The organism is Isoptericola jiangsuensis (assembly GCF_002563715.1).
GTDB classification, from domain to species: Bacteria; Actinomycetota; Actinomycetes; order Actinomycetales; family Cellulomonadaceae; genus Isoptericola; species Isoptericola jiangsuensis.
This window is the reverse complement of sequence record NZ_PDJJ01000001.1, coordinates 328422-354809: the sequence shown is the minus strand read 5'-3', so window position 1 is coordinate 354809 and position 26388 is coordinate 328422. Positions and strand designations below refer to the sequence as shown.

The window sequence follows — 26388 nt, the reverse complement described above, 5'->3', positions numbered from 1 at the left end:
ACCGGTGGCACCCCGGCCGCGCGGGTGCCACGGTGGAGGGGTCCCCACGTCACGGAGGTCCACCATGAAGGTCGTCGTCATCGGAGCGCTCGGCAAGGTCGCCCGGCTCCTCGTCCCGCTGCTCGCCGACGGCGGTGCCGGGCCCGCGGTCGACGTCGTGGGGATGGTGCGCAAGCCGGAGCAGGTGGACCGCGTCGCCGACATCGGCGCCGACCCGTTGCTGCTCGACGTCGAGTCGGCGTCGACCGAGGACATCGCGCACGCCCTCAACGACGCGGACGCCGTGGTGTGGTCCGCGGGCGCGGGCGGCGGGAACCCCGACCGCACCTACGCCGTCGACCGCGACGCCGCGATCCGCTCCATGGACGCCGCGATCCAGGCGGGCGTGCAGCGCTACGTCATGGTGTCGTGGATCGGGTCCGTGCCCGACCACGGGGTGCCGACCGACTCGTCGTTCTTCGCCTACACCGACGCCAAGCTCGCCGCGGACGACCACCTGCGCGGCAGCGCCCTCGACTGGACGATCCTCGGACCGGGCACCCTCACGGACGGGCCGCCGACCGGGCGGATCCGCGTGCTCGGCGAGGGCGAGCACATCGGCCAGGGCGGAGGCGACGTCCCGCGCGCGGACGTCGCGCAGGTCGTCGCCGCGACGCTGCGCATCCCCGAGACCGTGGGCCGGTTCATCCGGTTCTCCACCGGGGACGTCACGATCCCGGCGGCCCTGCGCGACGCCTGACCCCGGTCGGCAGCGGGGCCGCGATCGCTCAGTCGGCCGCGGTGCGGGAGGACGCGACGACCTCCACCTTGAAGCCGTCGGGGTCCTCCAGCCAGCCCGCGTAGTGGTCGGGGCCGCCGGCGTGCGGGTACCGGTCGGCGTAGAGGGGGGTCCAGCCGTGCGCCGGTGCGGCCGTGACGAGCGCGTCGACGTCGGCGGGCTCGCCGCCATGGAACGCGACGTGGTTCATGCCGGGACGGCGCCGGTCGTGGTCGTCGGCGGACAGGTGCGGTGAGGTCGTCAGGGTGAGGTAGGTGGCGCCGCAGGCCCACGACGTGCCGCCGTTCCAGGTCTGGCTCCGCTCGAACCCGAGGGCGGTGAGCAGCCAGGCCCAGGGGCCCCGGGCGCGGTCGATGTCGCGCACCCAGATCTCGAGGTGGTGGATTCCCGGCACCGGCCCATTGAAGCACCGGGCGGACCGGCGGGCGGGCGTCCGGGCCGGCGCTCAGGCTGCCGACGCGGTCCGCGTCCGCCGGTCCGACGGCAGTCCGGCGCCGGCGGTCACCGGCGTGCCGTCGGGGTGCACCTCCAGCGCCCAGGCGGCACCCCACTCGACGGCCCAGGCCGCCCCGCCGACGCCGCGCGCGAACGCCGCGGTGGCGAGCACGTCGGCGTCGGTGAGGTCGGCGGCCACGACCGTCGTCGAGGCGAGCGCGGTGGCGGGGTGCCCGGTGCGGCCGTCCCACAGGTGGTCGCCGCGCTCGTAGCGGCCGGACGTCGCCACCGCGCCGTCGGTGACGTGCACGACGGCCAAGGTCCGGGTGGCGTCGGCCGGGTCTCGCACGGCCACGGACCAGGGCCGGCCGGGCTCCGGCCCGCCCCGCACGACGACGTCCCCGCCGGCGTTGAGGCACAGGTCGGTGACGCCGCGGGCGGTGAGGAGGTCGGCGGCGCGCTGCGCCGCCCAGCCCTTGACGACGCCGTCGGTGTCGAGGAGCCCGTCGGGGCCGGTGAGGCGGAACGCGCCGTCGGAGGCCCGTTCGGCGGCCTGGCCGCGGGCCACGACCTCCTGCAGCGCGGGGCTGGCGTCCGCGACGTCGAGGAGGCCGCGGCGCACGGCGGTGAGCTCGGAGCCGGGCCGGTGGCGGCTGAACCGGCGGTCGGCGGCGCGCAGGACGTCGACGGCGTCGTCGACGGCGCGCTCCGCGGCGGCGGGGTCCGTCGCGGCGAGCCCCCGGTGCCCGGGCAGGTGGAAGGAGATCGGGACACCCATGACCTCGACGACGCGGCGCACGGCTCAGCCCTGCTGGTAGGCGTCGATGGCGGACTGCACGGACGCCCGGTAGCCCTCGGTCGTGTAGGTGGCACCGCTGACCGTGTCGATGCGGGCGGACTGCGCGTCGACGACCTCCTGCGCGAGGATCGGGGCGGCCCGGTCGTTGATCTGCACGCTCTCGCGGTGCCCGCCGGGCACCTGCACGGTGGTGACGCCGACGATCTGGTCGCCGGAGAACGTGACGGCGACCTGCACGGGCCCGTAGCGGGTCTGCTCGACGTCCCCGGTGACGGTCACGTCCTGCGCGGCCTGGTCCTGCGCGGTCCCGGTGTCCGACGGCGCGGGCGTGGACCCCGTGTCGGCGCCGGTGCCGTCCGAGGAGCCGTCGGTCGACCCGGACGCCGACCCGGAGGACCCCGACGACGTCCCGTCGGACCCGGTCGGGTCCTGCGTGGTGCCGGACGTCCCCGCCGTCGTCCCCGGGGTGGTGGCGTCGGCGCTGGCGACGGGCGCCTCGACGCCCACGTACCGGGTGACGGCGGCGGTGCCGATGACGACGAGGCTGCCGACGTAGACGAGCGTCCCTCTCCAGCGTGCGGTCATGTCAGGCTCAGCTCCTCGTGGTGGACGGCGCTGCGGGGCACCCCGAGCGCGCGGGCGGAGGCCACGACCGTGGCGATCATGCCCTCGGGGCCGCAGACGAACACGTCGCGACGGGCGACGTCGGGCACGAGGTGGCGCAGCGGGCCGGGGGCGAGGGGGTCGTAGCCGAGCTCGGTGCGGCGACCGGTGAGCGGCACGTACCGCAGGCCGGGCACCTGCGACAGCTCGGCGGCGTGCGCGAGCTCGTCGGCGCGGCGGGCACGGTGCAGGACGACGACGTCACGCCCCTGGGACCACAGCTCCTCGGCGAGGGCCCGGACGGGCCCGATGCCGGCACCGCCGGCGACGAGCAGCACGTGCGCGGAGCGGGCGCGGTCGGCGGTGAAGCGGCCGAACGGCCCCTCGAGCAGCGCGCGGGTGCCGACGCGGAGGTCGCCGACGGCGGTCGAGTGGTCGCCGAGGGCCCCGACGGTGAAGCGGAGACGGCCGTCGCGGGGCGGGGCGCTCACGGAGTAGGGGTGGGCGGTGCCGAGGTGCCCGCGGGCGAGGAACCGCACGAGGAAGAACTGGCCGGAGCGCCCCCCGAGCGCGTCGACACCGGGTCCGGTGAGCCACACGCTGCGCGCGGTGGGGGACTCGTCGTGGATCGCCTCGACGCGCACGAGGTGACGGGTCCATTGCCACAGGGGCAGCGCGACCCGCCAGGTGAGGACGGCGGCGGCCGTGGCGACGTAGAGCAGGGTCCACACGACGCGCGCGGGCGCCGAGGCGACGAAGTGGGTGCCCGCGGCGAGCTGGTGGCCGAACGTGAGCCAGACGCCCACGTAGACGGTGAGGTGGACGAGGTACCAGGCCTCGTAGCTCAGGATGCGGCGCAGCCAGCGCGCGCTGGTGAGGCCGACGGCGAGGAAGATCGCGGTGCCGACGACCGCCGACAGCACGTCGGGCTGCGTCGCGACGAGCGTCAGCGCCTCCGACCAGGGGGTGCGCGCCTCGATCAGGGCGCCCCCGCCCACGACGAGCACGACGTGCGTGGCCACGAGCAGCAGCACGGTGGTGCCGAGCGACCGGTGCCAGGCGACGAGCCGGTCCATGCCGACCGCCCGCTCGAACCAGGGCACGCGGGCCACGAGCAGGAGCTGGAGGCACACGAGGAACGAGGCGAGGAGCCCCGCCAGGTCGCCCGCGCCGGCGAGCGCCTCGCCCGGCGTGCCCAGCACCGGGGCGGCGCCGGTGAACCAGAGGACGACGACGGCCGCGAGCCCGAGCACGACCGTCGCGCGCAGGGCCCAGGCGCCGGACCGGCGCGGGGGCGAGGGCCGCGGCGGGCCGGGCGGGAAGGCCGGGGCCGCGGGGCCGGGTGGCCGGACCGAGGTGGTGGTCATGGATGGAGCGTGACCCGCGTTCCTCGGAACACCCTGGGACGGGCCTGTGACTTCCCGCCGCCGGGTGCGGGGGCGCCGGCGTGACCGGCGCCACGGGTGCCCGTCGCGCGCTCCCACGGTTCCGGGGGCAGGGTGGAGGAGCCCGACGTCCCCACCCTCGGAGGTCCCGGAACCATGACCCGCACCGTCGCCGAGCACCTCGTCGACCAGCTCGTCGCCGCCGGCGTGCGCCGCATCTACGGCATCGTCGGGGACTCCCTCAACCCCGTCGTGGACGCCGTCCGCCGCACCGACGGCATCGACTGGGTGCACGTGCGCCACGAGGAGGCGGCCGCCTTCGCGGCGGCCGCGGAGGCGGAGGTGACCGGCGAGCTCGCCGTGTGCGCGGGGTCCTGCGGCCCCGGCAACCTGCACCTCATCAACGGCCTCTACGACGCGAACCGGTCGGGCCTGCCCGTGCTGGCCATCGCGTCGCACATCCCGAGCGCGCAGATCGGCACGCAGTTCTTCCAGGAGACCCACCCGGACCGCCTGTTCAACGAGGCGTCGGTGTTCTCCGAGATGATCTCGACGGCCGCGCAGCTCCCCCGGGTCACGCGGTCCGCGATCCAGCACGCGCTCGCCGCGCCCGGCGTCGCCGTCCTCACCCTGCCCGGCGACGTCGCGGACGAGCCCGTGCCCGACGACGACGCCCCGATCCTCATCCCGGGCGCCTGCCCGGCCCGGGTCGTGCCGCACGACGCCGACGTGGCGGCGCTCGCGGAGGCGATCAACGCCGCACGCAAGGTCACCCTGTTCGTCGGGGCCGGTGCGCGGGACGCCCGCGACGAGGTGCTGGAGCTCGCCGACCTGGCCGCCGCACCCGTGGGCCACTCGCTGCGCGGCAAGGAGATCATCCAGTACGACAACCCGCACGACGTGGGGATGTCCGGGCTGCTCGGGTACGGGTCGTGCCACGAGGCGATGCACTCCGCGGACCTCCTGGTCCTGATCGGCACCGACTTCCCGTACGACTCGTTCCTGCCCGCCGACGTCCGCACCGCGCAGATCGACGTCGAGGCCTCCCACCTGGGCCGCCGGACCCGCCTCGACGTCCCTGTCCACGGCGACGTCGGCGAGACGCTGCGCTTGCTCAACCCGCGCCTGGAGCGCAAGAGCGACCGCAAGTTCCTGCGGTCCATGGTGGACAAGCACGCCAAGGTCATGACGAAGGTCGTGGGCGCGTACACGCGCAACGTGGAGAAGCACACCCCGATCCACCCCGAGTACGCGGCCGTGCAGCTCGACGAGGCCGCGGCCGACGACGCCGTGTTCACCGTCGACACCGGCATGAACAACGTGTGGGCGGCCCGCTACCTGACGCCCAACGGGCGGCGGCGCGTCATCGGGTCGTTCATCCACGGCTCGATGGCGAACGCCCTGCCGCACGCCATCGGTGCGGCCACCGCGCAGCCCGGCCGCCAGGTGGTGGCGCTCGCGGGGGACGGCGGGCTGTCGATGCTGCTCGGCGAGCTCATCACGGTCCGCACCTACGACCTGCCGGTGAAGGTCGTGGTGTTCAACAACGCGACCCTCGGCATGGTGAAGCTGGAGATGCTGGTCGAGGGCCTGCCGTCGTACGGGACGGACTCGCCGGAGGTCGACTACGCCGCGATCGGTGCGGCCGTCGGCATCCCCTCGACCCGGGTGACGAAGCCGAAGGACCTCGCGAAGGCGTTCGCGGAGGCGTTCGCCACCGACGGCCCGGCGCTGGTGGAGGTCATGACGGACCCGAACGCGCTGTCGATCCCGCCGTCGATCACGTCGGGGCAGGTGCGCGGGTTCGCGACCGCCATGACCAAGCAGGTCCTGGGCGGCGGCATGGGCGAGGTCATGTCGATGGCCCGCTCCAACCTGCGCAACCTGCCCCGCTGACGCGGGCTCCGCGCCCGGTGGCGCGTGCTCAGCGCCAGGTGGCGGCCAGCGCCAGGAACGCGTCGTTGGCCGCCACCTCGCCGATGCTGACACGCACGCCCTCGCCCGCGAAGGGGCGCACCAGCACCCCGGCGGCGGTCGCGGCGGCGGCGAGCTCGGCCGTGCGCTCCCCGGTGGCGAGCCACACGAAGTTCGCCTGCGTGGCGGGCACGTCCCACCCCTGCTCGCGCAGCGCGTCGGCCACCCGCGTGCGCTCGGCGACGAGCGCGTCGACGTGCTGGGCCATCTCGGCCTGCGCGGGCGGCTGGAGGGCGGCGATCGCGGCGCGCTGCGCGAGGTGGTTCACGCCGAACGGGGTGGAGGCGGCGCGGATGCCCGCGGCGAGCCGCGGCTCGGCGAGGGCGTACCCGACGCGCAGGCCCGCGAGGCCGTACGCCTTGGACAGGGTGCGCAGCACGACGACGTTCGGGTGCGCGCGCAGGACGGCGAGGGCGTCGGGGGCCTGCGGGTCGCGCACGAACTCCAGGTAGGCCTCGTCGACCACGACGAGGACGTCGCGCGGCACGACGGCGAGGAACGCGTCGAGCTCGTCGGCGTGCACGACCGGGCCGGTGGGGTTGTTCGGGGTGCAGACCAGCACGACGCGGGTGCGCCCGGTGACGGCGGCGGCCATGGCGGGCAGGTCGAGGCGGCCGTCGGCGGTGACGGGCACGGTGACGGGCGTGCCGCCGGACACGGCGGTGATGATCGGGTACGCCTCGAACGAGCGCCACGGGAACAGCACCTCGTCGCCCGGCTCCACGACGGCCTCCAGCACGTGCTGCAGCACCGCCACCGACCCGTTGCCGACGACGACCTGCGCGGCGTCCACCCCGACGTGCCCGGCGATCGTCTCCACGAGCTCGGTCGCGTACATGTCCGGGTACCGGTTGACGTCGGTGGCCGCGGACTGGATCGCGGCGAGCACGGACGTCAGCGGCGGGTACGGGTTCTCGTTCGACGACAGCTTCCACGCCGTGCCGCTCGGACGCGCGCCGGGCACGTAGGCGGGCAGCGCGGCGATCGCGGCGCGCAGCGGGACGGTGGACGACGACGCGGGGTCAGCGGCAGGGGTGGTCACAGCCGTCAAGGATGCCACCTCCGTCCGGGCGGGTGGCCCTCGCAGCGGTCGGCGGTCGGCCGGACGGGACGAACCTCGCGTTCCGGTGTCCTGCGCGGGCCCCCCGTGCCACGATGACGTGCATGAACTTCATCCTGCGAGTCCTCGCGACCGGCCTGGCGCTGTGGCTGTGCGACCTCATCTTCGACAGCGTGGAGATCTTCCCGACCGACGACGTCCTCGGGTACGTCCTGAGCCTGGCGGGCGTCGCGGTCGTCTTCTCCCTGGTGTCGATGGTCGTGAAGCCGATCGTGACGATCCTGTCCATCCCGCTGCTCATCCTCACGCTCGGGCTGTTCTACCTCCTCATCAACGCGTTCATGCTGTGGCTCACGACCTGGCTGACCAGCCACGAGTGGCTGGGCGACTGGGGCATGACGATCGACGGCGGGTTCTGGTGGTACCTGTGGGTCGCGCTGATCCTGGCGGTCCTCCAGGCGCTGGTGGGCCTCGTCGTGCCGAACGGCGACCGCGACTGAGCTCAGTCGTCCTGCGGCCGGGAGCGCCCCACCTGGTAGTACCGGGTGGTGGCGCTCTCGCCGTCCAGGTGCTCCTCGATCCGCGCGGCGACGTCCGCGACCTGCACGTTCCCGGCGTCGCGGGCGAGGCCGATGGTCCGGACGTGGGTGCCGACCTGGTGGGCGCGCGGCACGCTGCCGGACGCGGCGCGGTCGGCCGGGTCGGCGGAGTCGGCGAGCGTCCGGGCCAGGGTGACGCGGTCCGGGGTGGCGGGGTTGGCGGCGCCGGAGCGTCCGTCGAGGGGTGAGACGAGCTCCTCGGTGTTCTCGACGTGCAGCACGGGCACGCCGCGCGGGGTGGTGAACGTACCGGTGGGTGCGCCGAGCGTGACGACGCCCGCGACGGGGTGCCGCGCGCGGAACGCCGGCATCGCGGCGAGCGACGTCACCGCGATGCCGCCGAGCGAGTGGCCGGCGAGCACGACCGGCTCGTCGGGCGCGGCGCCGGCGTCGTCGAGGGCCGCCATGACGCCCCGCGCGACCTCGGCGGCCTCGCCGGCCATGAGATCGAGGTCGGTGACGCCGTCGAACGCGTGGTCGCGGGACACCAGGGCCTGCGTGCCGGGCACGGTGACGACCCAGGTGGCGGGGCCGTCGGCGTGCTCGACGCGCTGCACGGCGATGGTGCCGGGCGGCACGCCGGGCACGTCCCGGCCCGCGACACCGCTCCCGGCGGGGTAGAGGTCGCCGGTGCGCGCGGCGAGCTCGTCGACGGTGCCGGGCGGCCGGGTCGCACGGTCGTCCCGCCGCACGGACGTCACCTCGCGCACCTCCACGTCGCGGCGTCCCACGAAGGCGTCGACGAGGGTGGACAGGACGCGGGCGCCGCCGGTGACCGACACGTCGCCGAGGGCCAGGAAGGGCGCGGCGAGCGCCACGCCCTGGCCCGCCCCGGTGACGGCCTCGTCGGTGTACGGGGACAGGGTGCGCAGGAGGTCGCCGAGGAGGCCGCCGTCGTCCCCCGGGTCCTGCGGGTCCTGCGGGTCCTGCGGACCGGGCGGTGCGGCGGGGCCGGGGGCGATGGAGGGGTCGGCGTGCGCCGGGTCGTCGCCGGCCAGCGCGTCGAGCAGCCGTACCCCGCCCCACAGCACGACGAGACTCGGCAGGCCCCCGGCCGGGTGGAGCGCGAACGTGGTCACGCCGAACCCGAGCACACCGGTCGTTCCGGCGACGATCGCGCCGACGAGCTGTTCCACGGTGCTCTCGGCGTCCTCGTAGAGCCCGGCGGCCACGAGGAGCCGGTCGGCGAGGGACGCGCAGCGGTCGGCCCGGCCGGCGAGCGCGTCGAGCGCGTCGCCGGCCAGCGTGAGGGCCCAGGCGACCCGGCCGGGCAGCGCCGGGTCGGGCGGGCCGAGGGGCGTCGTCCGGCGCAGGCGGTCGAGGGCCGTGCGGGCGCTGAGGCAGTCGCCGGTCGCGGCGCGCAGGACGGCGGCCGCGTCGGACGCGCGCAGCGCCGCGGTCCGCACCGCCGCCGCGTCGACCCGGTCGACCGGGCGCCCGCCGGTGACGACGAGCGTGCCGCGGGGGTCCTGCGTCACGGCGCGACGTCCCGGGGCTCGCAGCCCGCGGCGACGAGCACGGCGAGGTCGAGGGCGGCGGCGTCGCCGTCGGCGGCCGCCAGCACCTGTGCCGCCTCGGCGCGGAACGCGTCCCCGGCGGGCGCGGTCCAGTCGAGCCCGGCGGCGAGCCGCAGGGTCGCGGTCGCCGCGTCGAGACGGGCCCGGGCGGTGCGCAGGTGGTCGACGGCCGAGGCGACGTCGCTGGTGGTGAAGGACATGCCCGGGACGCTAGGGACGACGTCCGCCGACGTGCCCGGAGCAGCGGCCCACCTGTGGACGGCGGGACGGTGGACGGTCGGTGGGGATCGCCGTCGGACCGCGGGACGGGTCGGCGGCGTCACGGCGCCCCGTGGGAGAATGCAGCACGTGACTCCCACCTCGCCGCAGCCCGACCAGTCCGCCGCGCCCGCCCGGGTGAGCCTCGCCGACGTGACCCCGCCGATCGCCCTGGGCCCGCTCGACGGCCGCTACCGTGCCGCGGTCGCGCCGCTGGTGGACCACCTGAGCGAGGCGGCGCTGAACCGGGCCCGCATCCACGTCGAGGTGGAGTGGCTGATCACGCTGTGCAACGGCACGGCCCAGGCGCCGGGCGCCGTGGTGCCGGGCGCGCCGACCCTGACCGACGCGGAGATCGCGTACCTGCGGCAGATCCCCGCGACGTTCGGCGCGGACGAGATCGCCGAGCTCGCCGCCATCGAGCGCGAGACGGTGCACGACGTCAAGGCCGTGGAGTACTTCATCAAGCGCCGGCTGGCGGCGGACGTCGCCGAGCCCGCGCTGGGCACGACGAGCCTGCCGGCCGCGAGCGAGCTCGTGCACTTCGCGTGCACGTCCGAGGACATCAACAACCTGTCGTACGCGCTCATGGTGCGCGGCGCCGTCGTCGACGTGTGGCTGCCCGCCGCGGCGGCCCTGGGCGACCAGATCGCCGGCATGGCCCGCGAGCACGCGCAGGTCCCGATGCTGAGCCGCACGCACGGCCAGCCCGCGACCCCGACGACGATGGGCAAGGAGCTCGCGGTGCTGGCGCACCGCCTGCGCCGTCAGGTCCGCCGCGTCGAGGGCGCCGAGTACCTGGGCAAGCTGAACGGCGCGACGGGCACCTACGGCGCGCACACCGTCGCCGTGCCGGGCGCCGACTGGCCGGCCGTGTCGCAGGCGTTCGTCGAGCACCTGGGCCTGACGTGGAACCCGCTGACCACGCAGATCGAGTCGCACGACTGGCAGGCGGAGGTCTACGCCGACGTCGCGCGCTTCAACCGCATCCTCCACAACCTCGCGACCGACGTGTGGACGTACATCTCGCTCGGGTTCTTCCGGCAGATCCCCGTCCCGGGCGCCACGGGCTCGTCGACGATGCCGCACAAGGTGAACCCGATCCGGTTCGAGAACGCCGAGGCGAACCTCGAGATCTCCTGCTCGCTGCTCGACACGCTGTCCGCCACGCTCGTGACGAGCCGCCTGCAGCGCGACCTCACGGACTCCACGACGCAGCGCAACATCGGCCCCGCGTTCGGGCACTCGCTGCTCGCGATCGACAACGTGCGCCGCGGCCTGCAGGCCCTCGCGGTGGACGCCGACCTCATGGCGGCCGACCTCGACGCGAACTGGGAGGTGCTGGGCGAGCCGGTGCAGTCGGCGATGCGCGCGGCGTCCGTGGCGGGCGTCGAGGGCATGGAGAACCCGTACGAGCGCCTCAAGGAGCTCACGCGCGGCCAGCGCGTGGACGCGGCGCGCATGCGCGAGTTCGTCGCGGGCCTCGGCCTGCCGGACGACGTCGCGGCGCGCCTGGCGGAGCTCACCCCGGCGTCCTACACGGGTGTCGCGGCGCAGCTCGTCGACGACTACCTGGCCTGAGCCACCCCGCCCGGGCGCGGCGGCCGGACGGCTACCGCGCCCGGGCCATCTCCTGGCGGCCGACGACGGTGCCGCGTCCCGCGACCTGGAACAGGTAGTCCGTCACCGTGTCGTCCGGGCTGGCGCACGTTCCGCTGGCGAAGACCCCGGCGAACGACGCCTCGAGGCCGCGATCGACCGGGTCCTCGCGCGCCCAGTTGTGAAGAATCTCTTCCCTGCACGCATTGTTCGTGAAAGTATTCTCCACACCTGCCCCGTCTGACGAAGGACACGCGATGACGCTCCCCGTTGCCCCGTCCGGCACCGACACGTCCACACCCCCCGACGACCAGGGCCTCGACCGCCGGGGCTTCCTCACCCTCGCCACCGCCGGCGTGGCCGGCTCCGCCCTCACGGTCACCGTCGGGTCCATGGCCCCCGCGGCCGCCGCACCCGCCGACGCCACCGGGACCGCCGGCACCACCTCGGCCGACCCCCGCAAGCGCGAGCTGCGCGCCATGTGGATCGCGTCCGTGGTCAACATCGACTGGCCCTCGCGCACCGGCCTGAGCGCCGACGAGCTCAAGGCCGAGTACCGCCACTGGCTCGACGTCGCCGTCCGGTTCCGCCTGAACGCCGTGTTCGTGCAGGTGCGACCCACCGCCGACGCGTTCTGGCCCAGCCCCTACGAGCCCTGGTCCCAGTACCTCACCGGCACCCAGGGCCAGGACCCCGGCTTCGACCCGCTGGAGTTCATGGTCGCCGAGACCCACGCCCGCAACCTCGAGCTGCACGCCTGGTACAACCCGTACCGCGTGTCCATGCAGGCCGACCCGACCCGCCTCGTGCCCGAGCACCCCGCCCGCCAGCACCCCGACTGGGCGTGGGCGTACGGCGGCAAGCTCTACTTCGACCCGGGCAAGCCCGAGGCCCGCGAGCACATCTACCGCGCGATCCTCCACAGCGTCGGGCACTACGACCTCGACGGCGTGCACTTCGACGACTACTTCTACCCCTACCCCGTGTCCGGGCAGGAGCTCCCCGACGCCGACACGTACGCCACCTACGGCGCGGGGTTCGCCACCGTCGAGGACTGGCGCCGCCACAACGTCGACACGTTCGTGCGCGAGATCTCCGTGCGCATCAAGCAGATCAAGCCGTGGGTCAAGTTCGGCATCAGCCCGTTCGGCATCTGGCGCAACGCGTCCACCGACCCCCGCGGCTCCGACACCGGCGGCACCCAGAGCTACGACGCCCAGTACGCCGACACCCGCCGCTGGGTGCTCGAGGGCTGGCTCGACTACATCAACCCGCAGATCTACTGGCAGATCGGGCTCGCCGTCGCGGACTACGCCAAACTCGTGCCGTGGTGGGCCGACGTCGCGTCCCGCTCGAACACCCACCTGTACATCGGCGAGGCCCTGTACAAGGTCACCTCCGGGGTGTTCACCGACCCCGACGAGCTGTCGAACCACCTCGACCTCTGCCACGACGTGACCGCGCAGGGCACGCCCGTGCACGGCAACGCCTGGTACTCCGCGAACCATCTGCCGCAGGACGTGGGCGGCGCGATGTCGCGGGTCCTCGCCGACCACTACACCCGGCCCGCCCTCGTCCCCGTCATCCCCGGCCTGCCCGGCACGGCCGTGCGGCCGCCCGTCCTGGCCCGCGCCGAGCACGGCCCCGACGGGGTCGTGCTGCGCTGGCTCGACGCCGCACCCCTGCGGACCCGAGCGACGTCGTTCGCCGTCTACCGGGCCGACGGCCACCGCAAGCACGTCGACGTCGAGGACGCCACGCACCTCGTCGCCACGACGCGCGCCCGCGGCGGGGCCGTGCAGGACCTCGTGGACACCACGGCCGAGCCGGGCGCCGCCTACACGTACGTCGTCACCGCGCTGGACCGGGTCTGGAACGAGTCCGACCCCAGCCCCGTGCGGCACGCCTGAGGTGCCGACCGACGGCGCGGCACCCGACCGGTGCCGCGCCGTCGCCCGTCACGGCCGGTCGGACGTCAGGTACCGCGACGCGACGTAGCCCGTCTTGGAGCCCACCTTCACCTTGATCCAGCCGCCCGACATCGTCGCCAGGTGCGTCACCCGGTCGTCCCGGCGCAGCGTCGCGACCTTCGCCGACGACGTCGTCGCGCCCTGGCGCAGGTACAGCGTCGAGGTGGCGACCCACGAGTACGTCGCCCCGGACGCGTTGCGCACCACCTGGGCGCCGTCCCGCGTGTCCGAGATGCACCGGGCGTGCACCCAGCCGTTGGTGCTGCCGTACCGCACCCGCTGCCAGGAGCCCTTGAGGTCGCGCAGCATCGTCAGGTGCGCGTCCGCCGGCAGGCTGCGCACCACCTTCGACGACGTCGACGGCTTCGACCGCAGGTTCAACGTCGACAGCGAGTAGCGCGACCCCTGCGACGTGTACGACGGCGACACGTAGTCCCGGTGCACCCAGCCGGTGCGGCCGTTGCGCGTCACCTGCCGCCACTCGCCCGGCGCGACGCCCGGCGTGCCGGAGATCCTCACGTTCGACTGCAGGGTCCGCATGACCGGGTAGCCCGTCCCCGGTCCGGTCCGCAGGTTCACCTTCCCCGCCGTGAAGTAGGAGCACGACGACGGCGGCGTGGAGCGCGTGTAGTTGCGGATCGACCGTGTCGTCAGGTCCACGCCCCGGTACTTGAGGAACTTCAGCGGGTCCACCGTCGTGCCCGACGGGTACCCGCCCTTCCAGACCTCCAGGTGCAGGTGCGGCGACGTCGACGTGCCGGTCGACCCGACGTCCGCGATGTGCTGCCCCTTCTTCACCGTCTGGCCCACCTTCACCCGGGCGTCGCCGTCGATGACGTGCGCGTACAGCGACGAGAACTTCTTGCCGTCCAGCGTGTGGTCGATCACCACCCACTGCCCGAAGCCCCGCACCGCGCCGGCCTTGACGACCTTGCCCTTCGCGACCGCGCGGACGTCCGTCCCGCTCGCCGCGCCGAGGTCCTGCCCCAGGTGGAAGGTGGAGGCCGACCGCACCGGCATGCAGCGCGCCCCGTAGTAGGAGGACAGCACGTACGTGTCGTCCTTGAGCGGCGGGGTCACGACGGTCGCCGCGGACGCCGACGGCGCGACCGCCGCACCGCCCGCCACCATCGCCGTGGTCGCCGCCACCGCCACGAGCGCACGGCGCGCCCCTGCTCGGATCCGTCCCATGGTTCGACTCTTTTCGTGAGGGTCAGGACGAGCCGCACCGCCCGCCCCTCCCGAAGGTAGGTCGCCCCGGGCGACAGCGCGCGCCCACGAACCGCGCCCGCAGGGGCTTCGCCGGGTTCGTCATCATTCGCCCCCCGAGACCCGTCGTACCGCCCGGCGGCGGGTAAGGTTGCCCGGCCCTCGGACGACCTCCAGGGCCGTCAGGATGCCGGGCCGCCGCGCCCGCCCTACCGTCGTGCCCACCCACCCCCGGAGGCCCCCGTCATGATCGAGACCTACCCGGCCCTCACCCTGGTGCCGCCGGTCCTCGCGATCCTGCTGGTCGTCACCACCCGCAAGGTGCTGCTCAGCCTCGGCGCGGGCGTGCTCGCCGCCGCCCTGCTCGTCGCCGACCTCGCCCCGCTGGGGACGCTGCGCCTCGTGTGGGAGTCGTTCGCCGGGATCTTCTGGGCCGACGGCGCCGTCAACACCTGGTACGTCTACATCCTCGCGTTCGTGCTGATCCTCGGGGTCGTGGCCGCGTTCATCATGATGTCCGGCGGCACGTCCGCGTTCGCCGACTGGGCCGTGCAGCGCATCCGCACCCGCCGCGGCGCGCAGGTCCTGCCCGCGATCATGGGGATCGTCATCTTCATCGACGACTACTTCAACGCGCTCGCCGTCGGGCAGGTCGCCAAGCCCGTCACCGACCGGCACCGCGTCGCCCGCGCGAAGCTCGCCTACATCATCGACTCGACGTCCGCGCCCGTGTCCGTGCTGGCCCCGTTCTCCAGCTGGGGCGCCTACATCATGGGCATCCTCGCGCCCATCGTCGCCGCGTCCGCCCTGGGGATCTCCAGCGTGCAGGCGTTCCTCGGCGCCGCCGCGAACAACTTCTACGCCATCGCCGCCGCCGTCGCCGTGTGGCTCGTCGTCGCGCTGCGGCTCGACGTCGGCCCCATGCGCCGCGAGGAGCGGCGCGCCGTCGAGCAGGGCCGCACCTACGGCGACGACGCCACCGTCCCCGGCCAGCTCTCCGAGGACCTGCCCGTGCACGAGCCCGGCGCGAAGCGGGCCCTGTTCGTGCCGTTCGCGCTCCTCGTCCTCGGCGTCCTCGCCGGGATCGTGTGGACCGGCCGCACCGCGACGGGCAGCTGGTCGCCCGTCGACATCCTCGCCGAGACCGACACCAGCGCCGCCCTCATGGTCGGCGGCGTCCTCGGCCTCGGCGCCGCGATCTACTACTACCTGCGGTACACCACCGGGAACCCGACGTTCTCCCGCAAGCACTTCGGGCAGGGCTGGGTCGAGGGCGTCAAGGCCATGTGGCCCGCCGTCAGCATCCTCGTGCTCGCCTGGATGCTCACCGGCCTCATCGACCAGCTCGGCACCGGCGCCTACCTCGGTGGGCTCGTCGACGGCGCCGACCTCGCCCCCGCCTGGCTGGTCCCCATCACGTTCGTCGTGGCCGCCGCGATGGCGTTCTCCACCGGCACGTCCTGGGGCTCGTTCGCGCTCCTGCTGCCGCTCGTCGGCGGCATCATGAACACCGTCGGCGAGCCCGACCTGCTGCTGCCCGCCCTCGGTGCCGTCCTCGCGGGCGCCGTCCTCGGCGACCACGTCTCCCCCATCAGCGACACCACGATCCTGTCGTCCACCGGTGCCGGCTGCGACGTCATCGTGCACGTCGTCACCCAGCTCCCCTACGCCGGCGTCGCCGCCCTCGCGTCCCTCGCCGGGTACGTCGCCGTCGCCCTCGGCGCCGGGACCGGTCTCGGGCTGGTCGTCACCCTCGTCGTCCTCGTCGCCGTCGCCGTCGCCGCCCGGCTCGTCCGCCGCCCCGTCGAGGAGGACGTCGTCGCGGCCTGACCGGCGACGCGAGCGACCCAGTGGAGGTCAGTCGAACAGCCGCTGGGTGAGCGCGTGCCAGGTGACGGGGCCGACGACGCCGTCGTCCGGCGGCGCGAACGTCGACTGGAACCCGCGCACCGCGGACTCCGTGACCGGGCCGAACACGCCGTCGGCGGTGACGCCGAGCAGAACCTGGACGGCGCGCACCGCCGGGCCGTCGTCGCCGCGGCGCACGGTGACGATCATCTCCGGCCAGTCGAGCTGGCCCACGGTCGTGCTGATGAACCGGGCCCGCAGGGTCTGCTGGAAGGCACGCACCGCGGCCCCCGAGACGGGACCGAACACACCGTCCACGGTGAGGGTGGCGCCGTGCGCGCGCAGGAGGTGCTGCGCGGGACGCACCCGCCAGTTGTCGTCCTGGGTCGACCCCACCTTGACCAGCGGCCACGGGCGCGGGCCCGGTGCCTGGGTGCTGAGGAACGACCACGTCTCCTGGCCGGCGATCCCGTCGATCGTCAGACCCCACGACTCCTGGAAGAACCGCACGCGCTGCGCCGTCTGCGACCCGAACTCGCCATCGACGACGAGCGGCGGGTCGCCGGGGAACCGGAGCAGCCCGAACTGCTGCACGGCTCGCACGGCGTGCCCGGAGTCCCCGCGCTCGGTCGACACCACGAGGTGCGGCCACGTCTGCCGGCCCACCACGCCGTCCACGTCCAGGCCGTGCGCCGACTGGAAGGTGCGCACCGCGGTACGCGTCAGCGGGCCGAACACGCCGTCCGCGGTGACGGCGTGCCCCTGGTCGCGCAGCAGGTACTGGACGCCCGCGACGGCGGCCCCCTCGTCGCCCGTCCCGAGCGTGTGCCACGGTTCGACGTTCATGGTTCCCCCTTCGACGTCTCCCCCCGGAGGGAGCGTCCCGGTCGCCCTGCTGATACCGGGTGCGTCGAAGGGGCGACACACCCCGCGACGGCTGGCAGGATCGAGTCATGCACCCTCGCGCCGGTCAGGTAGCCCTCCCCGAAGACCTCATCGACGTCGACCAGCTGGTCGGCGCGTACTACGACCGCACGCCGGACGTGGACGACCCCGCCCAGCAGGTCGTGTTCGGCACGTCGGGCCATCGCGGCTCGTCGCTGGACTCCGCGTTCAACGAGGCGCACATCGCGGCGATCACGCAGGCGATCGTGGAGTACCGGGCGGCGCAGGGCACGGACGGCCCGCTGTTCATCGGCCGGGACACGCACGCCCTGTCGCTGCCGGCGTGGCAGACGGCGCTGGAGGTGCTGGCGGCGGCCGGGGTGACGGTGATGATCGACGCGCGGGACTCGTTCACGCCGACGCCGGCGGTTTCGCAGTCGATCCTCATCCACAACGGCGCGGCGACGGACGAGGGCGTGCGCACGTCGGGTCCGGGCGTGGCGGACGGCATCGTGGTGACGCCGTCGCACAACCCGCCGCGCGACGGCGGTTTCAAGTACAACCCGCCCCACGGCGGCCCCGCGGGGTCGGAGGCGACGGGGTGGATCGCGGACCGCGCGAACGAGATCCTGCGGGGTGGCGGTCTGGCGTCGGTGCGCCGCGTCTCCCTGGACGACGCGCTGGCGGCGGACACGACGCACCGCCACGACTTCCTGTCGACGTACGTCGACGACCTGGCGAACGTGCTCGACCTGGAGGCGATCCGCACGGCGGGCGTGCGGATCGGTGCGGACCCGCTGGGTGGCGCGTCGGTGGAGTACTGGGGCGCGATCGGTGAGCGGTACGGCCTCGACCTGACCGTGGTGAACCCGCAGGTGGACCCGCGGTGGGCGTTCATGACGCTCGACTGGGACGGGAAGATCCGCATGGACTGCTCGTCGCCGCACGCCATGGCGTCCCTGGTGGAGCAGATGGCGGGCGACGCCCCGTACGACGTCGCGACGGGCAACGACGCGGACTCGGACCGCCACGGCATCGTCACGCCGGACGCGGGCCTGATGAACCCGAACCACTACCTGGCGGTCGCGATCCAGTACCTGTACGGCGGGGCGCGGCCGGGCTGGCCGGCGGACGCCGCGATCGGCAAGACGCTGGTGTCGTCGGCGCTGATCGACCGGGTGGCCGCGGGCCTGGGGCGCACCCTGACGGAGGTGCCGGTGGGCTTCAAGTGGTTCGTCCCGGGCCTGCTGGACGGCGGGATCGGGTTCGGTGGCGAGGAGTCGGCGGGGGCGTCGTTCCTGCGCACCGACGGCCGGGTGTGGTCGACGGACAAGGACGGCATCCTGCTGGCGCTGCTCGCCTCGGAGATCATCGCGACGACGGGACGGACCCCGTCGGAGCACCACGCGGACCTCGTCGGCCGCTACGGGGAGTCCTGGTACGCCCGGGTGGACGCCGCGGCGACGCGCGAGGAGAAGGCGAAGCTCGGTGCCCTGTCCCCCGACCAGGTGACGTCCACGACCCTCGCGGGCGCGGAGATCACGGCGAAGCTCACGGAGGCGCCGGGCAACGGCGCGAAGATCGGCGGCCTCAAGGTCACCACGCAGGACGCGTGGTTCGCCGCCCGCCCGTCGGGCACGGAGGACGTGTACAAGATCTACGCGGAGTCGTTCGTGTCCGCGGAGCACCTGGCGCAGGTGCAGGAGGAGGCCAAGCAGGTCGTCGGCGACGCGCTCGCCTGACGTCCGCAGCACGCGTGCCCCCGGCCGGCCGGGCGGGGGCACGCGTGCGTCACGACGGATCGACGAGGAGGTCCTGCTGCTCGGGGTGGCGGTCGATGTACGCCTTGATGAAGGGGCACAGCGCGACGACGCGCTCCCCGGCCTCCCGGACGGCGCCGAGCGCACCGACGGCCAGGGCGGAGCCGACGCCCTGCCCCTCGAACTCGGGCGACACCTCCGTGTGGGTGAAGGTGACGACACCGTCCCGGCGGCGGTAGTAGGCGCCGCCCGCCTCGGTGCCGTCGTCGAGCACGGCGAGGAAGACGCGGCGGGCCGGGTCGTCGCGGACGGTCACGGTCGGTCGGGTCGTACGGGGCTCGATCATCAGCCCATCGTGCCCTGGTCGGCGTCGGGGGACCAGACGACGTCGGCGAACTCGGGGTGGCGGTCGAGCCACTGCGCGACGTACCAGCACTCGGGCCGGATGAGGAGGTGCTCGGCCCGGACGTCGTCGAGGACGTGGGCGGTGAGCGCGGCCGCGACGCCGCAGCCGCGGTACTCCGGGACGACGACGGTGCTGGGGACGGTGACGACGCCGTCCACGCGCTCGTAGCGCAGGACGCCGACGACCCGCGTCTCGCCGTGCACGACGACCGAGGCCTCGTACCGGTGGTTGTCCGCGTCGTGGTGGACGTCGATGTCGACGGTGGTGGTCACCTCAGGCAATCTACCCGTCCTGGCGGGGAACGCCTCGGCGACGCAGCGCGTGGCAGCCGAGCCCCCTGCGCCCTGCTGCCACGGCCGCCGTGGCCCACGGTGCTGGATCGGTCCAACCCGGTGCAAGGTGTCCGCAGGGTTTTCACCCGAGCGGGCGCACGGGTCACGCCACCGACGTCCCGAACAGGAGTCCGAGCGCGTACGTGACGCCCGCGGCACCGAAGCCGATGGCGAGCTGGCGCAGCGCGCGCGTGATCGGCGACGTCCCGGACAGCAGTCCCGTCACGGCACCCGTCGCGGCGAGGCAGAGGCCGACCAGCACGCTCGCCACGACGACCGCCACGTTGCCGGTCATGCCCAGCAGGTACGGCAGCACGGGCACGATCGCCCCCGACGCGAAGAAGCAGAAGCTGGAGATCGCGGCGCCCCACGCCGTGCCGTGCGACTCGAGGTCGTCGCCCGACGCGGCCTCGGCGTCGGGGTCGATGCCCTCGGTCACGCCCGTCGCGGCGAGCCGGGCGAGCACGAGGTCGGCGCGCTCCTGCGCGTCGGGCGCCGCCATGCCGCGCGCCCGGTAGACGAGGGCGAGCTCGTTCGCGTCGACGTCGAGGTTGGGCAGGGCGTGCGCCGTCTCCGGGTCGGGGGTGGACGCCTCCAGCAGCTCGCGCTGGGACCGCACGGAGATGTACTCGCCGGCCCCCATGGACAGGGCGCCCGCGAGGAGGCCCGCCACGCCGGTCAGCAGGACGGTGCCCGCGGCGACGCCCGACGCGCCGACGCCCAGCACGAGCGCCAGGTTCGACACGAGCCCGTCGTTCGCCCCGAACACGGCGGCGCGGAACGTGCCCGACAGCCGGTTGCGGCCGCGCGTCGCCAGGGACCGCACGACCTCCTCGTGGATCTGCTCGTCGGCCGCCATGGTGGCGGTCGCGTGGTCGTCCCGGTCGTACACCGACCGCGACTCCGCCCGCTGCACCAGCGCGAGGACGAACACCCCGCCGAACCGCCGGGCGAGGAACGCGAGGAACCGGGTGCGCACGTCGCCCTTGAGCGGCATGCCGACGTCGTGGCCCAGCAGGTCGAGCCAGTGCTGCTCGTGCCGCTTCTCCGCGGCGGCCAGGGCCAGCATGATCTCGCGCTCCTCCCCCGTGCGGCGGGAGGCGAGGTCGCGGTAGACCGCGGCCTCGGCACGCTCCGCGGCGAGGTAGCGGCGCCAGCGGCGGATGTCGGCCGAGGTGCGTGCGGGTGCGTCCATGGCACTCATCATCGCCGCAGACGGGCGCGCGCGGGTTCCGGGGCCCGCCCAGGGCGTCTGCGGACGTCGGGACGGTCGTTTTCGGGCGTCCGTACCTGTACCGTTCACCCGACTGTCACCGGGAGAGGGCACAATGGACCTGTCGCCCGTCCAGGCGACGTTCCACCGAGGGACACAGACGGAATCTGCGGAATCCGAGGGACACCGGCGTGATCATTGTCAGCACCGACGGCACCGGCCCGCGCGACGGCGGCGCGATCGGCTGGGCCTGGGTCGCCCACGGCTCGGGCCGGTTCGACTCCGGCGGTGCCGCCGACGGCACCGCCCAGGTCGCCGAGCTCGTCGCCCTGCGCCAGGCCGTCGAGGCGCACCCCGGCGACGAGCCGCTCTTCGTCGAGTCGTCGTCGCAGTACGCCATCCGGTGCGCGTCGGAGTGGCTCTACGCCTGGAAGGCGCAGGGCTGGCGCACCGCGTCCGGCGGCGACGTCCCCCACCTCGACCTCGTGCAGGCCATCGACGACGTCGTGACCGGCCGTGGCGGCCCGGTCCGGTTCCGCTGGGCACGCGGCCACGTCGACAGCCCGTTCACGCAGCGCGCGCGGGAGCTCGCACGCCTCGCCGCGGAGGACTGGGCCGCCGGGCGCGGTGACCTCGACGGCGCGCTGCTGGCCGACCCGGCGGACAGCGCCGCCACGCCGGCCGAGCGTCAGCCCGAGCCCGTCGGTGCCCGCTCCGGCCGCGACGACCACCGCGGCCCCGTGACGTCGGGCCCCGACTGGGAGCTCGGCACCCTCTTCGACTGAGCCGTTCGCGAACCGCACGCACGAACGCCCGGGACCTGGGTCAGGTCCCGGGCGTTCGTCGTGGTCACCGCGTCAGTTGGACGACGACCCGTTCGAGGCCACCGGGACCTCCTTGGCCGCCAGCCCCGCGATGAGCTGGTTGATGTCGACGCCGGTGAGCTCCTTGATGACGGCCTGACCCTCGCCGAGGACCCCGGCGACGTTCTTCGTCACGGCGGAGGCGCCGTCGGTCGAGATGACGGTCATGCCCTGGATGGAGGCGATGGGCTCCGCGGCGGCGCGGACGATCTCGGGCAGGCGCTCGATGAGCTCCTGCACGAGGGCGGCCTCGCCGTACTTCTTGAGCGCCTCGGCCTTGGCGTCGGTGGCGGACGCCTCGGCGCGACCCTCGGCCTCGGTGGCGGCCGCGCGGGCCTCACCCTCGGCACGGATACCGGCGGCCAGGGCGACCTGGCGGTCACGCTCGGCCTCACCGGCGCGTCGCACGGCCTCGGCGGACGCCTCGGCGTCCTGGATGGCGGCGCGCTTGTTCGCCTCGGCGATGGTGGTGCGCTTGAAGGCCTCGGCCTCGGTCGCGGCGTTGCTGGAGTCGCGGCGCGCGTTGGCGTCCTGGACCTCGGCGTACGCCTTGGCCTCGGCGGGCTTGCGGACCTCGATGTCGAGGCGCTCCTGCTCGACGCGGGCCTTCTCGGACAGCGCCTCGCGCTCCTGCTGCGCGACGAGACGGTCCTGCTCGGCGCGGGCGAGCTGACCGGCGGCCTCGGCCTCGGCCTGGGCACGGTCGGTCTCGGCCTTGATGGAGGCCTTGCGCAGGTCGAGGGCCTTCTGCCGCTCGGCGATCTGCTCGGCGGCCTCGATGACGGCGAACTCGGAGGCGCGGTTGGCCTCGGCCTCGGAGACCTCGGCGACCTGGCGGGCGCGGGCCGACTCGGCGCGGCCGAGGTTCGCGAGGTAGTCGGAGCCCGGGGTGGAGATGTCGGAGATGTTGAGGATGTCGACCTGGAGACCCTGCTCGGCGAGGTCCATCTTGGTGGACTCGACGACGCGGTCGGACAGCCCCTTGCGGTCGGAGATGATCTCCTCGATCGTCATGTCGCCGACGATGGAGCGCAGCGAGCCCTCGAGGGACTCGGCGATGATCTCGGTGAGGAGCTCCTGCTGGGAGAGGAACCGCTGGGCGGCGCGCCGCACGCCCTCGTCGTCGCCCCGGACCTTGAAGTTGATGGACGCCTTGATGGCGATCTTGATGCGCTTGGAGTCGACGCCCTCGACGGTGATGCCGATCTGGCGCTGCTCGAGGGAGATGGCGAAGCCCTGCTGGAGGATCGGCCAGACGAACGTGCGGCCGCCGATGACGACCTTCTGCCCCTGGACGTCCTTGCGGCCGGCGCCACGGCCGACGATGACGAGCGCCTGGTTCGGCGGGACGCGGCGGATGCGCTGCGCGACGAAGATGCCGATCGCCAGGAAGGCGACGACGACGGCGGCCACCGCGATGGTGGTCACGAAGGATGAGTCGGTCATGGTCTGCGCCGGGGCGCGGTTCCTCTCTGGTGGGTGGTTCAGGCTTCGGGGCGGTACGGGGCGACGCGCACGCTGTTCGGCTGGTGCTCGACGACGACGACGCGGGTCCCGGCGGCGATCGGCTCGAGCGACCAGGCGAGCCGGCGCTCCAGCTCGCTGGCGGCGTCGAGGGAGACCTCGCCGGAGGACTGCGTGATGGCGGTGGTCGCGGTGCCCTGGATGCCGACGAGGTCGACGGCGACGCCGTCCTCGGTGGCGGCGAGCCGCCGGATCATGAGCTGCGCGACGAGCACGGCGAGCAGCCCGACGACGGCGGACGCGACGTACGCGACCCAGCCGGGGAGCCCGTTGACCGTGACGATGGTGCCCACCGCGCCGAAGACGACGGCGCCGACGCCGAGCGAGGTGCCGGACAGCGCGCCGTCCCCGAGGTCGACGAGGTCGCCCACGACCAGGGAGACCAGCAGCAGGACGAGGCCGGCGGCACCGATGATGGCGAAGACGAGCACGGGATCTCCGGAGTGCGTAGATGTGTCGGGATTGTGAAGGATGCCACAGATCGCCCTCCGGATGTCACAGCCCACGCCGTGCGGGACGATCAGGGGCATGAGCGTGCTCGACGACGGCGGCCCGCACCTGGTGCTGCTCCGCCACGGAGACACCGCGTGGGCGCTGGCCGGCCGGCACACCGGACGCACCGACGTGCCTCTCACGCCCGACGGCGAGGAGCAGGCGCGCGCCGCCGGGCGCCGGCTGGCCGGGCTCTCCCCCGCGGTCGTCCTGGTGTCCCCCCTGGCCCGGGCCCGACGCACGGCCGAGCTCGCCGGGTTCGGCTCCGCGACGGTGGACGACGACCTCGCCGAGTGGGACTACGGCCCCGTCGAGGGTCGCACCTCGGCCGAGGTCGCCGAGGCGACGGGCCACCCCTACGAGATCTTCCGCGACGGCGTCCGCGTCCTGCCGCCCGCCCCCGGCGGCACGCCCGGCGAGACGCTCGCCGACGTCCGCGCCCGCGCCGAGTCCGTCCTCGGACGCGTCCGCCCCGTGCTCGCGGACGGCGGCACCGTGCTCGTCGTCGCGCACGGCCACCTGCTGCGGGTCCTCGCGACGGCATGGCTCGCCGTCGACCCGACGTTCGGCGCCCACCTCGAGCTGGGCTGCGCCGCGATCAGCGTGCTCGGCACGTCCCACGACCTGCCCACCGTGGAGCTGTGGAACCTCGCCGAGCACCGGACCGCCGCGAGGTAGTACCGGCGGTCGCGAGGTCGCCTCCCCCGGGTACGACCTCACGACCGGCGGTACTACCTCGCGGGCCCGGGAGCCTGCGAGGATGACGCGCATGGCGTTGAGCGAACGGAACCTCACCGACGGCGAGCAGGTCGTCATGGAGCTGCGGGAGCACCCGAAGGCCCTCGCGTGGCCGGTGGTGCTCCTGATCGCGGTGCTCGTCGCCGCGGTCGCCGCGGGAGTCCTCGTCCCCGAGGGTCCCGGCCGGTGGGTCGCCTGGGGCGTGCTCGCCGTCGTCGCCGTCGTGTGGGTGCTCGTCCCGTGGCTGCGCTGGCGCTCGACGTCCTTCACGGTGACGAACCAGCGCATCGCGATGCGCTCCGGCATCACGACGCGCATCGGCCGCGACATCCCGCTCTACCGCATCAACGACATCTCGATGGAGAAGGACCTCGTCGACCGCCTCTTCGGCTGCGGCACGCTCGTCGTGTCCGACGCCACCGAGAAGGCCGGCATGAGCCTGCCGGACGTCCCCGACGTCGAGGACGTGCACCGCCGGCTCCAGGAGCTCCTGTTCCGCGCCGACGACGGCTCCGACGACGGCGAGTGGCCCCCGACCGAGCCCCGTCGTCGGCGCTGACTCGACGGAACCAGCGCTGACTGAACGGATTTCACGCTGACTCGACGGATCCTGCGCTGACTCACGGCGAGCAGCGCTGACTGAACAGAGTTCACGCTGACTCGCGCCCCGGGTGGTCGCGAGTCAGCGCACATCCCCGCGAGCCAGCGCTCGACTGCGCGAGTCAGCACTGTCCGGCGCGAGTCAGCATTGTTCGGCGCGAGTCAGCATTGTTCGGCGCGAGTCAGCATTGTTCGGCGCGAGTCAGCATTGTTCGGCGCGAGTCAGCGCTCGCCCGCGCGAGTCAGCGCAGACCGAGGGCGGCGGCGAGGACGACGGCGCCCGGCGTGCGGTCGGCCGGGGGGATCGCGGCGAGCGCGTCGACCTGCTCCACCATCCACGGGCTGAACGCCCACGGGGTGGCCTCGACGGCGGTGCGGAACGACGGCGCGGGGGTCCAGACGTGCTCGGCGACCTCGTCCGGGTTGGGGGCGACGTCGCCGACGACGCGCGCGACGTACACGGGGCAGATCTCGTTCTCGACGACGCCGGACGCGTCGACCGCGCGGTACCGGAAGTCGGGCAGGGCGACCTGGACGTCGGTGACCTGCGCGCCGAGCTCGTGGACGACGTGCCGCTGCAGGGAGTCCTCGGCCGTCTCGGTCCAGCGCAGGTGACCGCAGAACGAGTTGGTCCACACCCCGGGCCAGGTGCGCTTGACCAGCGCGCGGCGGGTGACGAGCAGGTTCCCGGCGTCGTCGAGCAGGTAGCAGGAGAACGCGAGGTGGAGCGGGGTGTCGGTGGTGTGCACCTCGGCGCGGGGGATCGTTCCGGTGCGGTGCCCGGCGTCGTCGCAGGTGACGACGTGGTCCTCGGTCACGGGGGTGTGGGTGCTCATCGCCTCATCGTGTCACGGTCGCGGCGGGGCACCGGTCAGCGGGCGAGCGCCTTGAGGGTGCGGGAGTCCATGTCGTCGCTGAGCCGGAGCTCGCCGTCGTCGGCGGCGGAGCGCAGGGCGGCGGAGAGCCGGGCGGCTTCGGCGAACGCGGGGGCGCCCCCGTTCCAGGCGCCGAACCAGCCGGCGACGGTGACGCCGTGGGACGGCCGGTGCACGACCTCCACGGGGTGGCCGGCGGCGAGCTCGCCGGTCTCGACGACGCGCAGGTAGGCACCCGTCCGGTTGGCCTCGGTGAACCGGCGCACCCAGCGGGGCGGGGAGCCGAGTCGACGGGCGAACGTGGCGCACGGGGTGCGGGGCTGGGTGACCTCGAGGACGGCCGACCCGATGCGCCAGCGCTCGCCGAACAGCGCGCCGGAGACGTCGAGCCCGCGGGTGCGCAGGTTCTCGCCGAACAGCCCGGGGGTGACCTCCCGGTCGAGCTCGGGCTCGAAGAACGCGGCGTCCTCGGCGGCGTACGCGTAGACGGCCTGGTCGGCGCCGCCGTGGTTGGCGCGGTCGGCCTGGACGTCGGCGTAGAGGCCGAGCGTCCCGGCCTTGACAGGCCCGTCGACGGGGCGCTTGTCGATGGCGGTCACGCCCACCGTCCCGGCGTCGGGCAGCAGCTGGTGGACACGGCAGACAGCGAGGACCTCACCCATGGCC

At 74.2% G+C, this 26388-nt stretch carries 27 protein-coding genes; 10 read left to right on the top strand and 17 right to left on the bottom strand.

Translation table 11 applies throughout. From position 1 onward, the window contains the following. Positions 1 to 64: 64 nt before the first annotated feature. Positions 65 to 739 (top strand): SDR family oxidoreductase, encoded by a 675-nt coding sequence (locus tag ATJ88_RS01640; RefSeq protein ID WP_098462315.1) that lies wholly within the window; start codon positions 65 to 67, stop codon positions 737 to 739. A 28-nt stretch (positions 740 to 767) separates the two neighbouring features. Here ATJ88_RS01640 and ATJ88_RS01635 read toward each other — a convergent pair whose 3' ends face one another. From ATJ88_RS01635 to ATJ88_RS01620, 4 genes are read right to left on the bottom strand one after another with little or no spacing between them, the layout of a single operon-like run. Further along, the gene (locus tag ATJ88_RS01635) at positions 768 to 1172 is read right to left on the bottom strand and encodes a VOC family protein (protein ID WP_098462314.1); all 405 of its coding nucleotides are present in this window, start codon (positions 1170 to 1172) and stop codon (positions 768 to 770) included. Positions 1173 to 1223: 51 nt separating this feature from the next. Next, positions 1224 to 2012 (bottom strand): FAD:protein FMN transferase, encoded by a 789-nt coding sequence (locus tag ATJ88_RS01630; protein WP_245852053.1) that lies wholly within the window; start codon positions 2010 to 2012, stop codon positions 1224 to 1226. 3 nt (positions 2013 to 2015) lie between these two features. Further along, complete coding sequence (locus tag ATJ88_RS01625; protein WP_098462313.1) at positions 2016 to 2597, bottom strand: FMN-binding protein; 582 nt, start codon at positions 2595 to 2597, stop codon at positions 2016 to 2018. Further along, positions 2594 to 3982: a ferredoxin reductase family protein gene (locus ATJ88_RS01620; protein WP_098462311.1), complete on the bottom strand. Its 1389-nt coding sequence runs from the start codon at positions 3980 to 3982 to the stop codon at positions 2594 to 2596. The genes ATJ88_RS01625 and ATJ88_RS01620 overlap by 4 nt, the downstream gene beginning before the upstream one ends. 174 nt (positions 3983 to 4156) lie before the next feature. Between ATJ88_RS01620 and ATJ88_RS01615 the strand changes: the two genes are divergently transcribed. After that, positions 4157 to 5896: a pyruvate dehydrogenase gene (locus tag ATJ88_RS01615; protein ID WP_098462309.1), complete on the top strand. Its 1740-nt coding sequence runs from the start codon at positions 4157 to 4159 to the stop codon at positions 5894 to 5896. 28 nt (positions 5897 to 5924) lie between these two features. Here the strand turns inward: ATJ88_RS01615 and hisC are convergent, their stop codons facing one another. Beyond that, positions 5925 to 7016: a histidinol-phosphate transaminase gene (hisC, locus tag ATJ88_RS01610; protein WP_245852051.1), complete on the bottom strand. Its 1092-nt coding sequence runs from the start codon at positions 7014 to 7016 to the stop codon at positions 5925 to 5927. 122 nt (positions 7017 to 7138) lie between these two features. Here hisC and ATJ88_RS01605 point away from each other — a divergent pair, with 122 nt between their 5' ends. Beyond that, a complete protein-coding gene (locus tag ATJ88_RS01605; protein WP_098462304.1) occupies positions 7139 to 7534 on the top strand; it encodes a phage holin family protein in 396 nt (131 codons plus the stop codon). Positions 7535 to 7536: 2 nt separating this feature from the next. Here the strand turns inward: ATJ88_RS01605 and ATJ88_RS01600 are convergent, their stop codons facing one another. Both ATJ88_RS01600 and ATJ88_RS01595 read right to left on the bottom strand, forming a co-directional pair. Next, entirely contained in the window at positions 7537 to 9111 is a 1575-nt protein-coding gene (locus tag ATJ88_RS01600) for an alpha/beta hydrolase family protein (RefSeq protein WP_098462301.1), read from the bottom strand. Beyond that, a complete protein-coding gene (locus ATJ88_RS01595) occupies positions 9108 to 9350 on the bottom strand; it encodes a hypothetical protein (protein ID WP_098462299.1) in 243 nt (80 codons plus the stop codon). The genes ATJ88_RS01600 and ATJ88_RS01595 overlap by 4 nt, the downstream gene beginning before the upstream one ends. Positions 9351 to 9498: 148 nt before the next feature. Here ATJ88_RS01595 and purB point away from each other — a divergent pair, with 148 nt between their 5' ends. Further along, positions 9499 to 10989 (top strand): adenylosuccinate lyase, encoded by a 1491-nt coding sequence (gene purB / locus ATJ88_RS01590; RefSeq protein WP_425432641.1) that lies wholly within the window; start codon positions 9499 to 9501, stop codon positions 10987 to 10989. A 31-nt stretch (positions 10990 to 11020) separates the two neighbouring features. On the opposite strand, the gene ATJ88_RS01585 is transcribed toward purB, so the two are convergent. Next, on the bottom strand, positions 11021 to 11236 hold the full coding sequence (locus ATJ88_RS01585) for a hypothetical protein (protein WP_098462295.1): 216 nt from the start codon (positions 11234 to 11236) through the stop codon (positions 11021 to 11023). Between the two features lie 28 nt (positions 11237 to 11264). Here ATJ88_RS01585 and ATJ88_RS01580 point away from each other — a divergent pair, with 28 nt between their 5' ends. Then, a complete protein-coding gene (locus tag ATJ88_RS01580) occupies positions 11265 to 12917 on the top strand; it encodes a glycoside hydrolase family 10-like protein (protein WP_098462291.1) in 1653 nt (550 codons plus the stop codon). A 48-nt stretch (positions 12918 to 12965) separates the two neighbouring features. Here ATJ88_RS01580 and ATJ88_RS01575 read toward each other — a convergent pair whose 3' ends face one another. Next, positions 12966 to 14168, bottom strand: coding sequence for an SH3 domain-containing protein (locus ATJ88_RS01575; RefSeq protein ID WP_098462290.1), 1203 nt, complete (start codon positions 14166 to 14168; stop codon positions 12966 to 12968). 264 nt (positions 14169 to 14432) lie between these two features. On the opposite strand from ATJ88_RS01575, the gene ATJ88_RS01570 reads away from it, so the two are divergent. Then, on the top strand, positions 14433 to 16016 hold the full coding sequence (locus ATJ88_RS01570) for a Na+/H+ antiporter NhaC family protein (protein WP_098462288.1): 1584 nt from the start codon (positions 14433 to 14435) through the stop codon (positions 16014 to 16016). A 27-nt stretch (positions 16017 to 16043) separates the two neighbouring features. Here ATJ88_RS01570 and ATJ88_RS01565 read toward each other — a convergent pair whose 3' ends face one another. Beyond that, the gene (locus ATJ88_RS01565; protein WP_098462286.1) at positions 16044 to 16880 is read right to left on the bottom strand and encodes a peptidoglycan-binding domain-containing protein; all 837 of its coding nucleotides are present in this window, start codon (positions 16878 to 16880) and stop codon (positions 16044 to 16046) included. Positions 16881 to 16987: 107 nt separating this feature from the next. Between ATJ88_RS01565 and pgm the strand changes: the two genes are divergently transcribed. Further along, positions 16988 to 18661 (top strand): phosphoglucomutase (alpha-D-glucose-1,6-bisphosphate-dependent), encoded by a 1674-nt coding sequence (pgm, locus tag ATJ88_RS01560; RefSeq protein WP_098462284.1) that lies wholly within the window; start codon positions 16988 to 16990, stop codon positions 18659 to 18661. A 49-nt stretch (positions 18662 to 18710) separates the two neighbouring features. On the opposite strand, the gene ATJ88_RS01555 is transcribed toward pgm, so the two are convergent. The 3 genes from ATJ88_RS01555 to ATJ88_RS01545 all read right to left on the bottom strand — a co-directional run bounded on the left by ATJ88_RS01555 (position 18711) and on the right by ATJ88_RS01545 (position 20621). After that, entirely contained in the window at positions 18711 to 19025 is a 315-nt protein-coding gene (locus ATJ88_RS01555) for a GNAT family N-acetyltransferase (protein WP_098462282.1), read from the bottom strand. Beyond that, positions 19025 to 19357, bottom strand: coding sequence for a GNAT family N-acetyltransferase (locus tag ATJ88_RS18255; protein ID WP_170023479.1), 333 nt, complete (start codon positions 19355 to 19357; stop codon positions 19025 to 19027). Before ATJ88_RS18255 ends, ATJ88_RS01555 begins: the two co-directional genes overlap by 1 nt. Positions 19358 to 19520: 163 nt before the next feature. Next, positions 19521 to 20621, bottom strand: coding sequence for a VIT1/CCC1 transporter family protein (locus ATJ88_RS01545; RefSeq protein ID WP_098465051.1), 1101 nt, complete (start codon positions 20619 to 20621; stop codon positions 19521 to 19523). 200 nt (positions 20622 to 20821) lie between these two features. Here ATJ88_RS01545 and ATJ88_RS01540 point away from each other — a divergent pair, with 200 nt between their 5' ends. Then, positions 20822 to 21415 (top strand): RNase H family protein, encoded by a 594-nt coding sequence (locus ATJ88_RS01540; protein WP_098462279.1) that lies wholly within the window; start codon positions 20822 to 20824, stop codon positions 21413 to 21415. A gap of 72 nt (positions 21416 to 21487) precedes the next feature. Here the strand turns inward: ATJ88_RS01540 and ATJ88_RS01535 are convergent, their stop codons facing one another. Continuing rightward, positions 21488 to 22939: a flotillin family protein gene (locus ATJ88_RS01535; protein WP_098462278.1), complete on the bottom strand. Its 1452-nt coding sequence runs from the start codon at positions 22937 to 22939 to the stop codon at positions 21488 to 21490. 38 nt (positions 22940 to 22977) lie between these two features. Then, the gene (locus ATJ88_RS01530; RefSeq protein WP_098462276.1) at positions 22978 to 23448 is read right to left on the bottom strand and encodes an NfeD family protein; all 471 of its coding nucleotides are present in this window, start codon (positions 23446 to 23448) and stop codon (positions 22978 to 22980) included. A 97-nt stretch (positions 23449 to 23545) separates the two neighbouring features. On the opposite strand from ATJ88_RS01530, the gene ATJ88_RS01525 reads away from it, so the two are divergent. Then, the gene (locus ATJ88_RS01525; protein WP_098462273.1) at positions 23546 to 24187 is read left to right on the top strand and encodes a histidine phosphatase family protein; all 642 of its coding nucleotides are present in this window, start codon (positions 23546 to 23548) and stop codon (positions 24185 to 24187) included. 82 nt (positions 24188 to 24269) lie between these two features. Next, positions 24270 to 24806, top strand: a complete 537-nt coding sequence (locus ATJ88_RS01520) for a PH domain-containing protein (protein ID WP_245852049.1) — start codon at positions 24270 to 24272, stop codon at positions 24804 to 24806. Between the two features lie 283 nt (positions 24807 to 25089). On the opposite strand, the gene idi is transcribed toward ATJ88_RS01520, so the two are convergent. Together idi and ATJ88_RS01510 are read right to left on the bottom strand one after the other, a co-directional pair. Further along, positions 25090 to 25683, bottom strand: a complete 594-nt coding sequence (gene idi / locus ATJ88_RS01515; RefSeq protein ID WP_098462269.1) for an isopentenyl-diphosphate Delta-isomerase — start codon at positions 25681 to 25683, stop codon at positions 25090 to 25092. A 35-nt stretch (positions 25684 to 25718) separates the two neighbouring features. Then, positions 25719 to 26384: an MOSC domain-containing protein gene (locus tag ATJ88_RS01510; RefSeq protein WP_098465050.1), complete on the bottom strand. Its 666-nt coding sequence runs from the start codon at positions 26382 to 26384 to the stop codon at positions 25719 to 25721. Between the last annotated feature and the right edge of the window lie 4 nt (positions 26385 to 26388).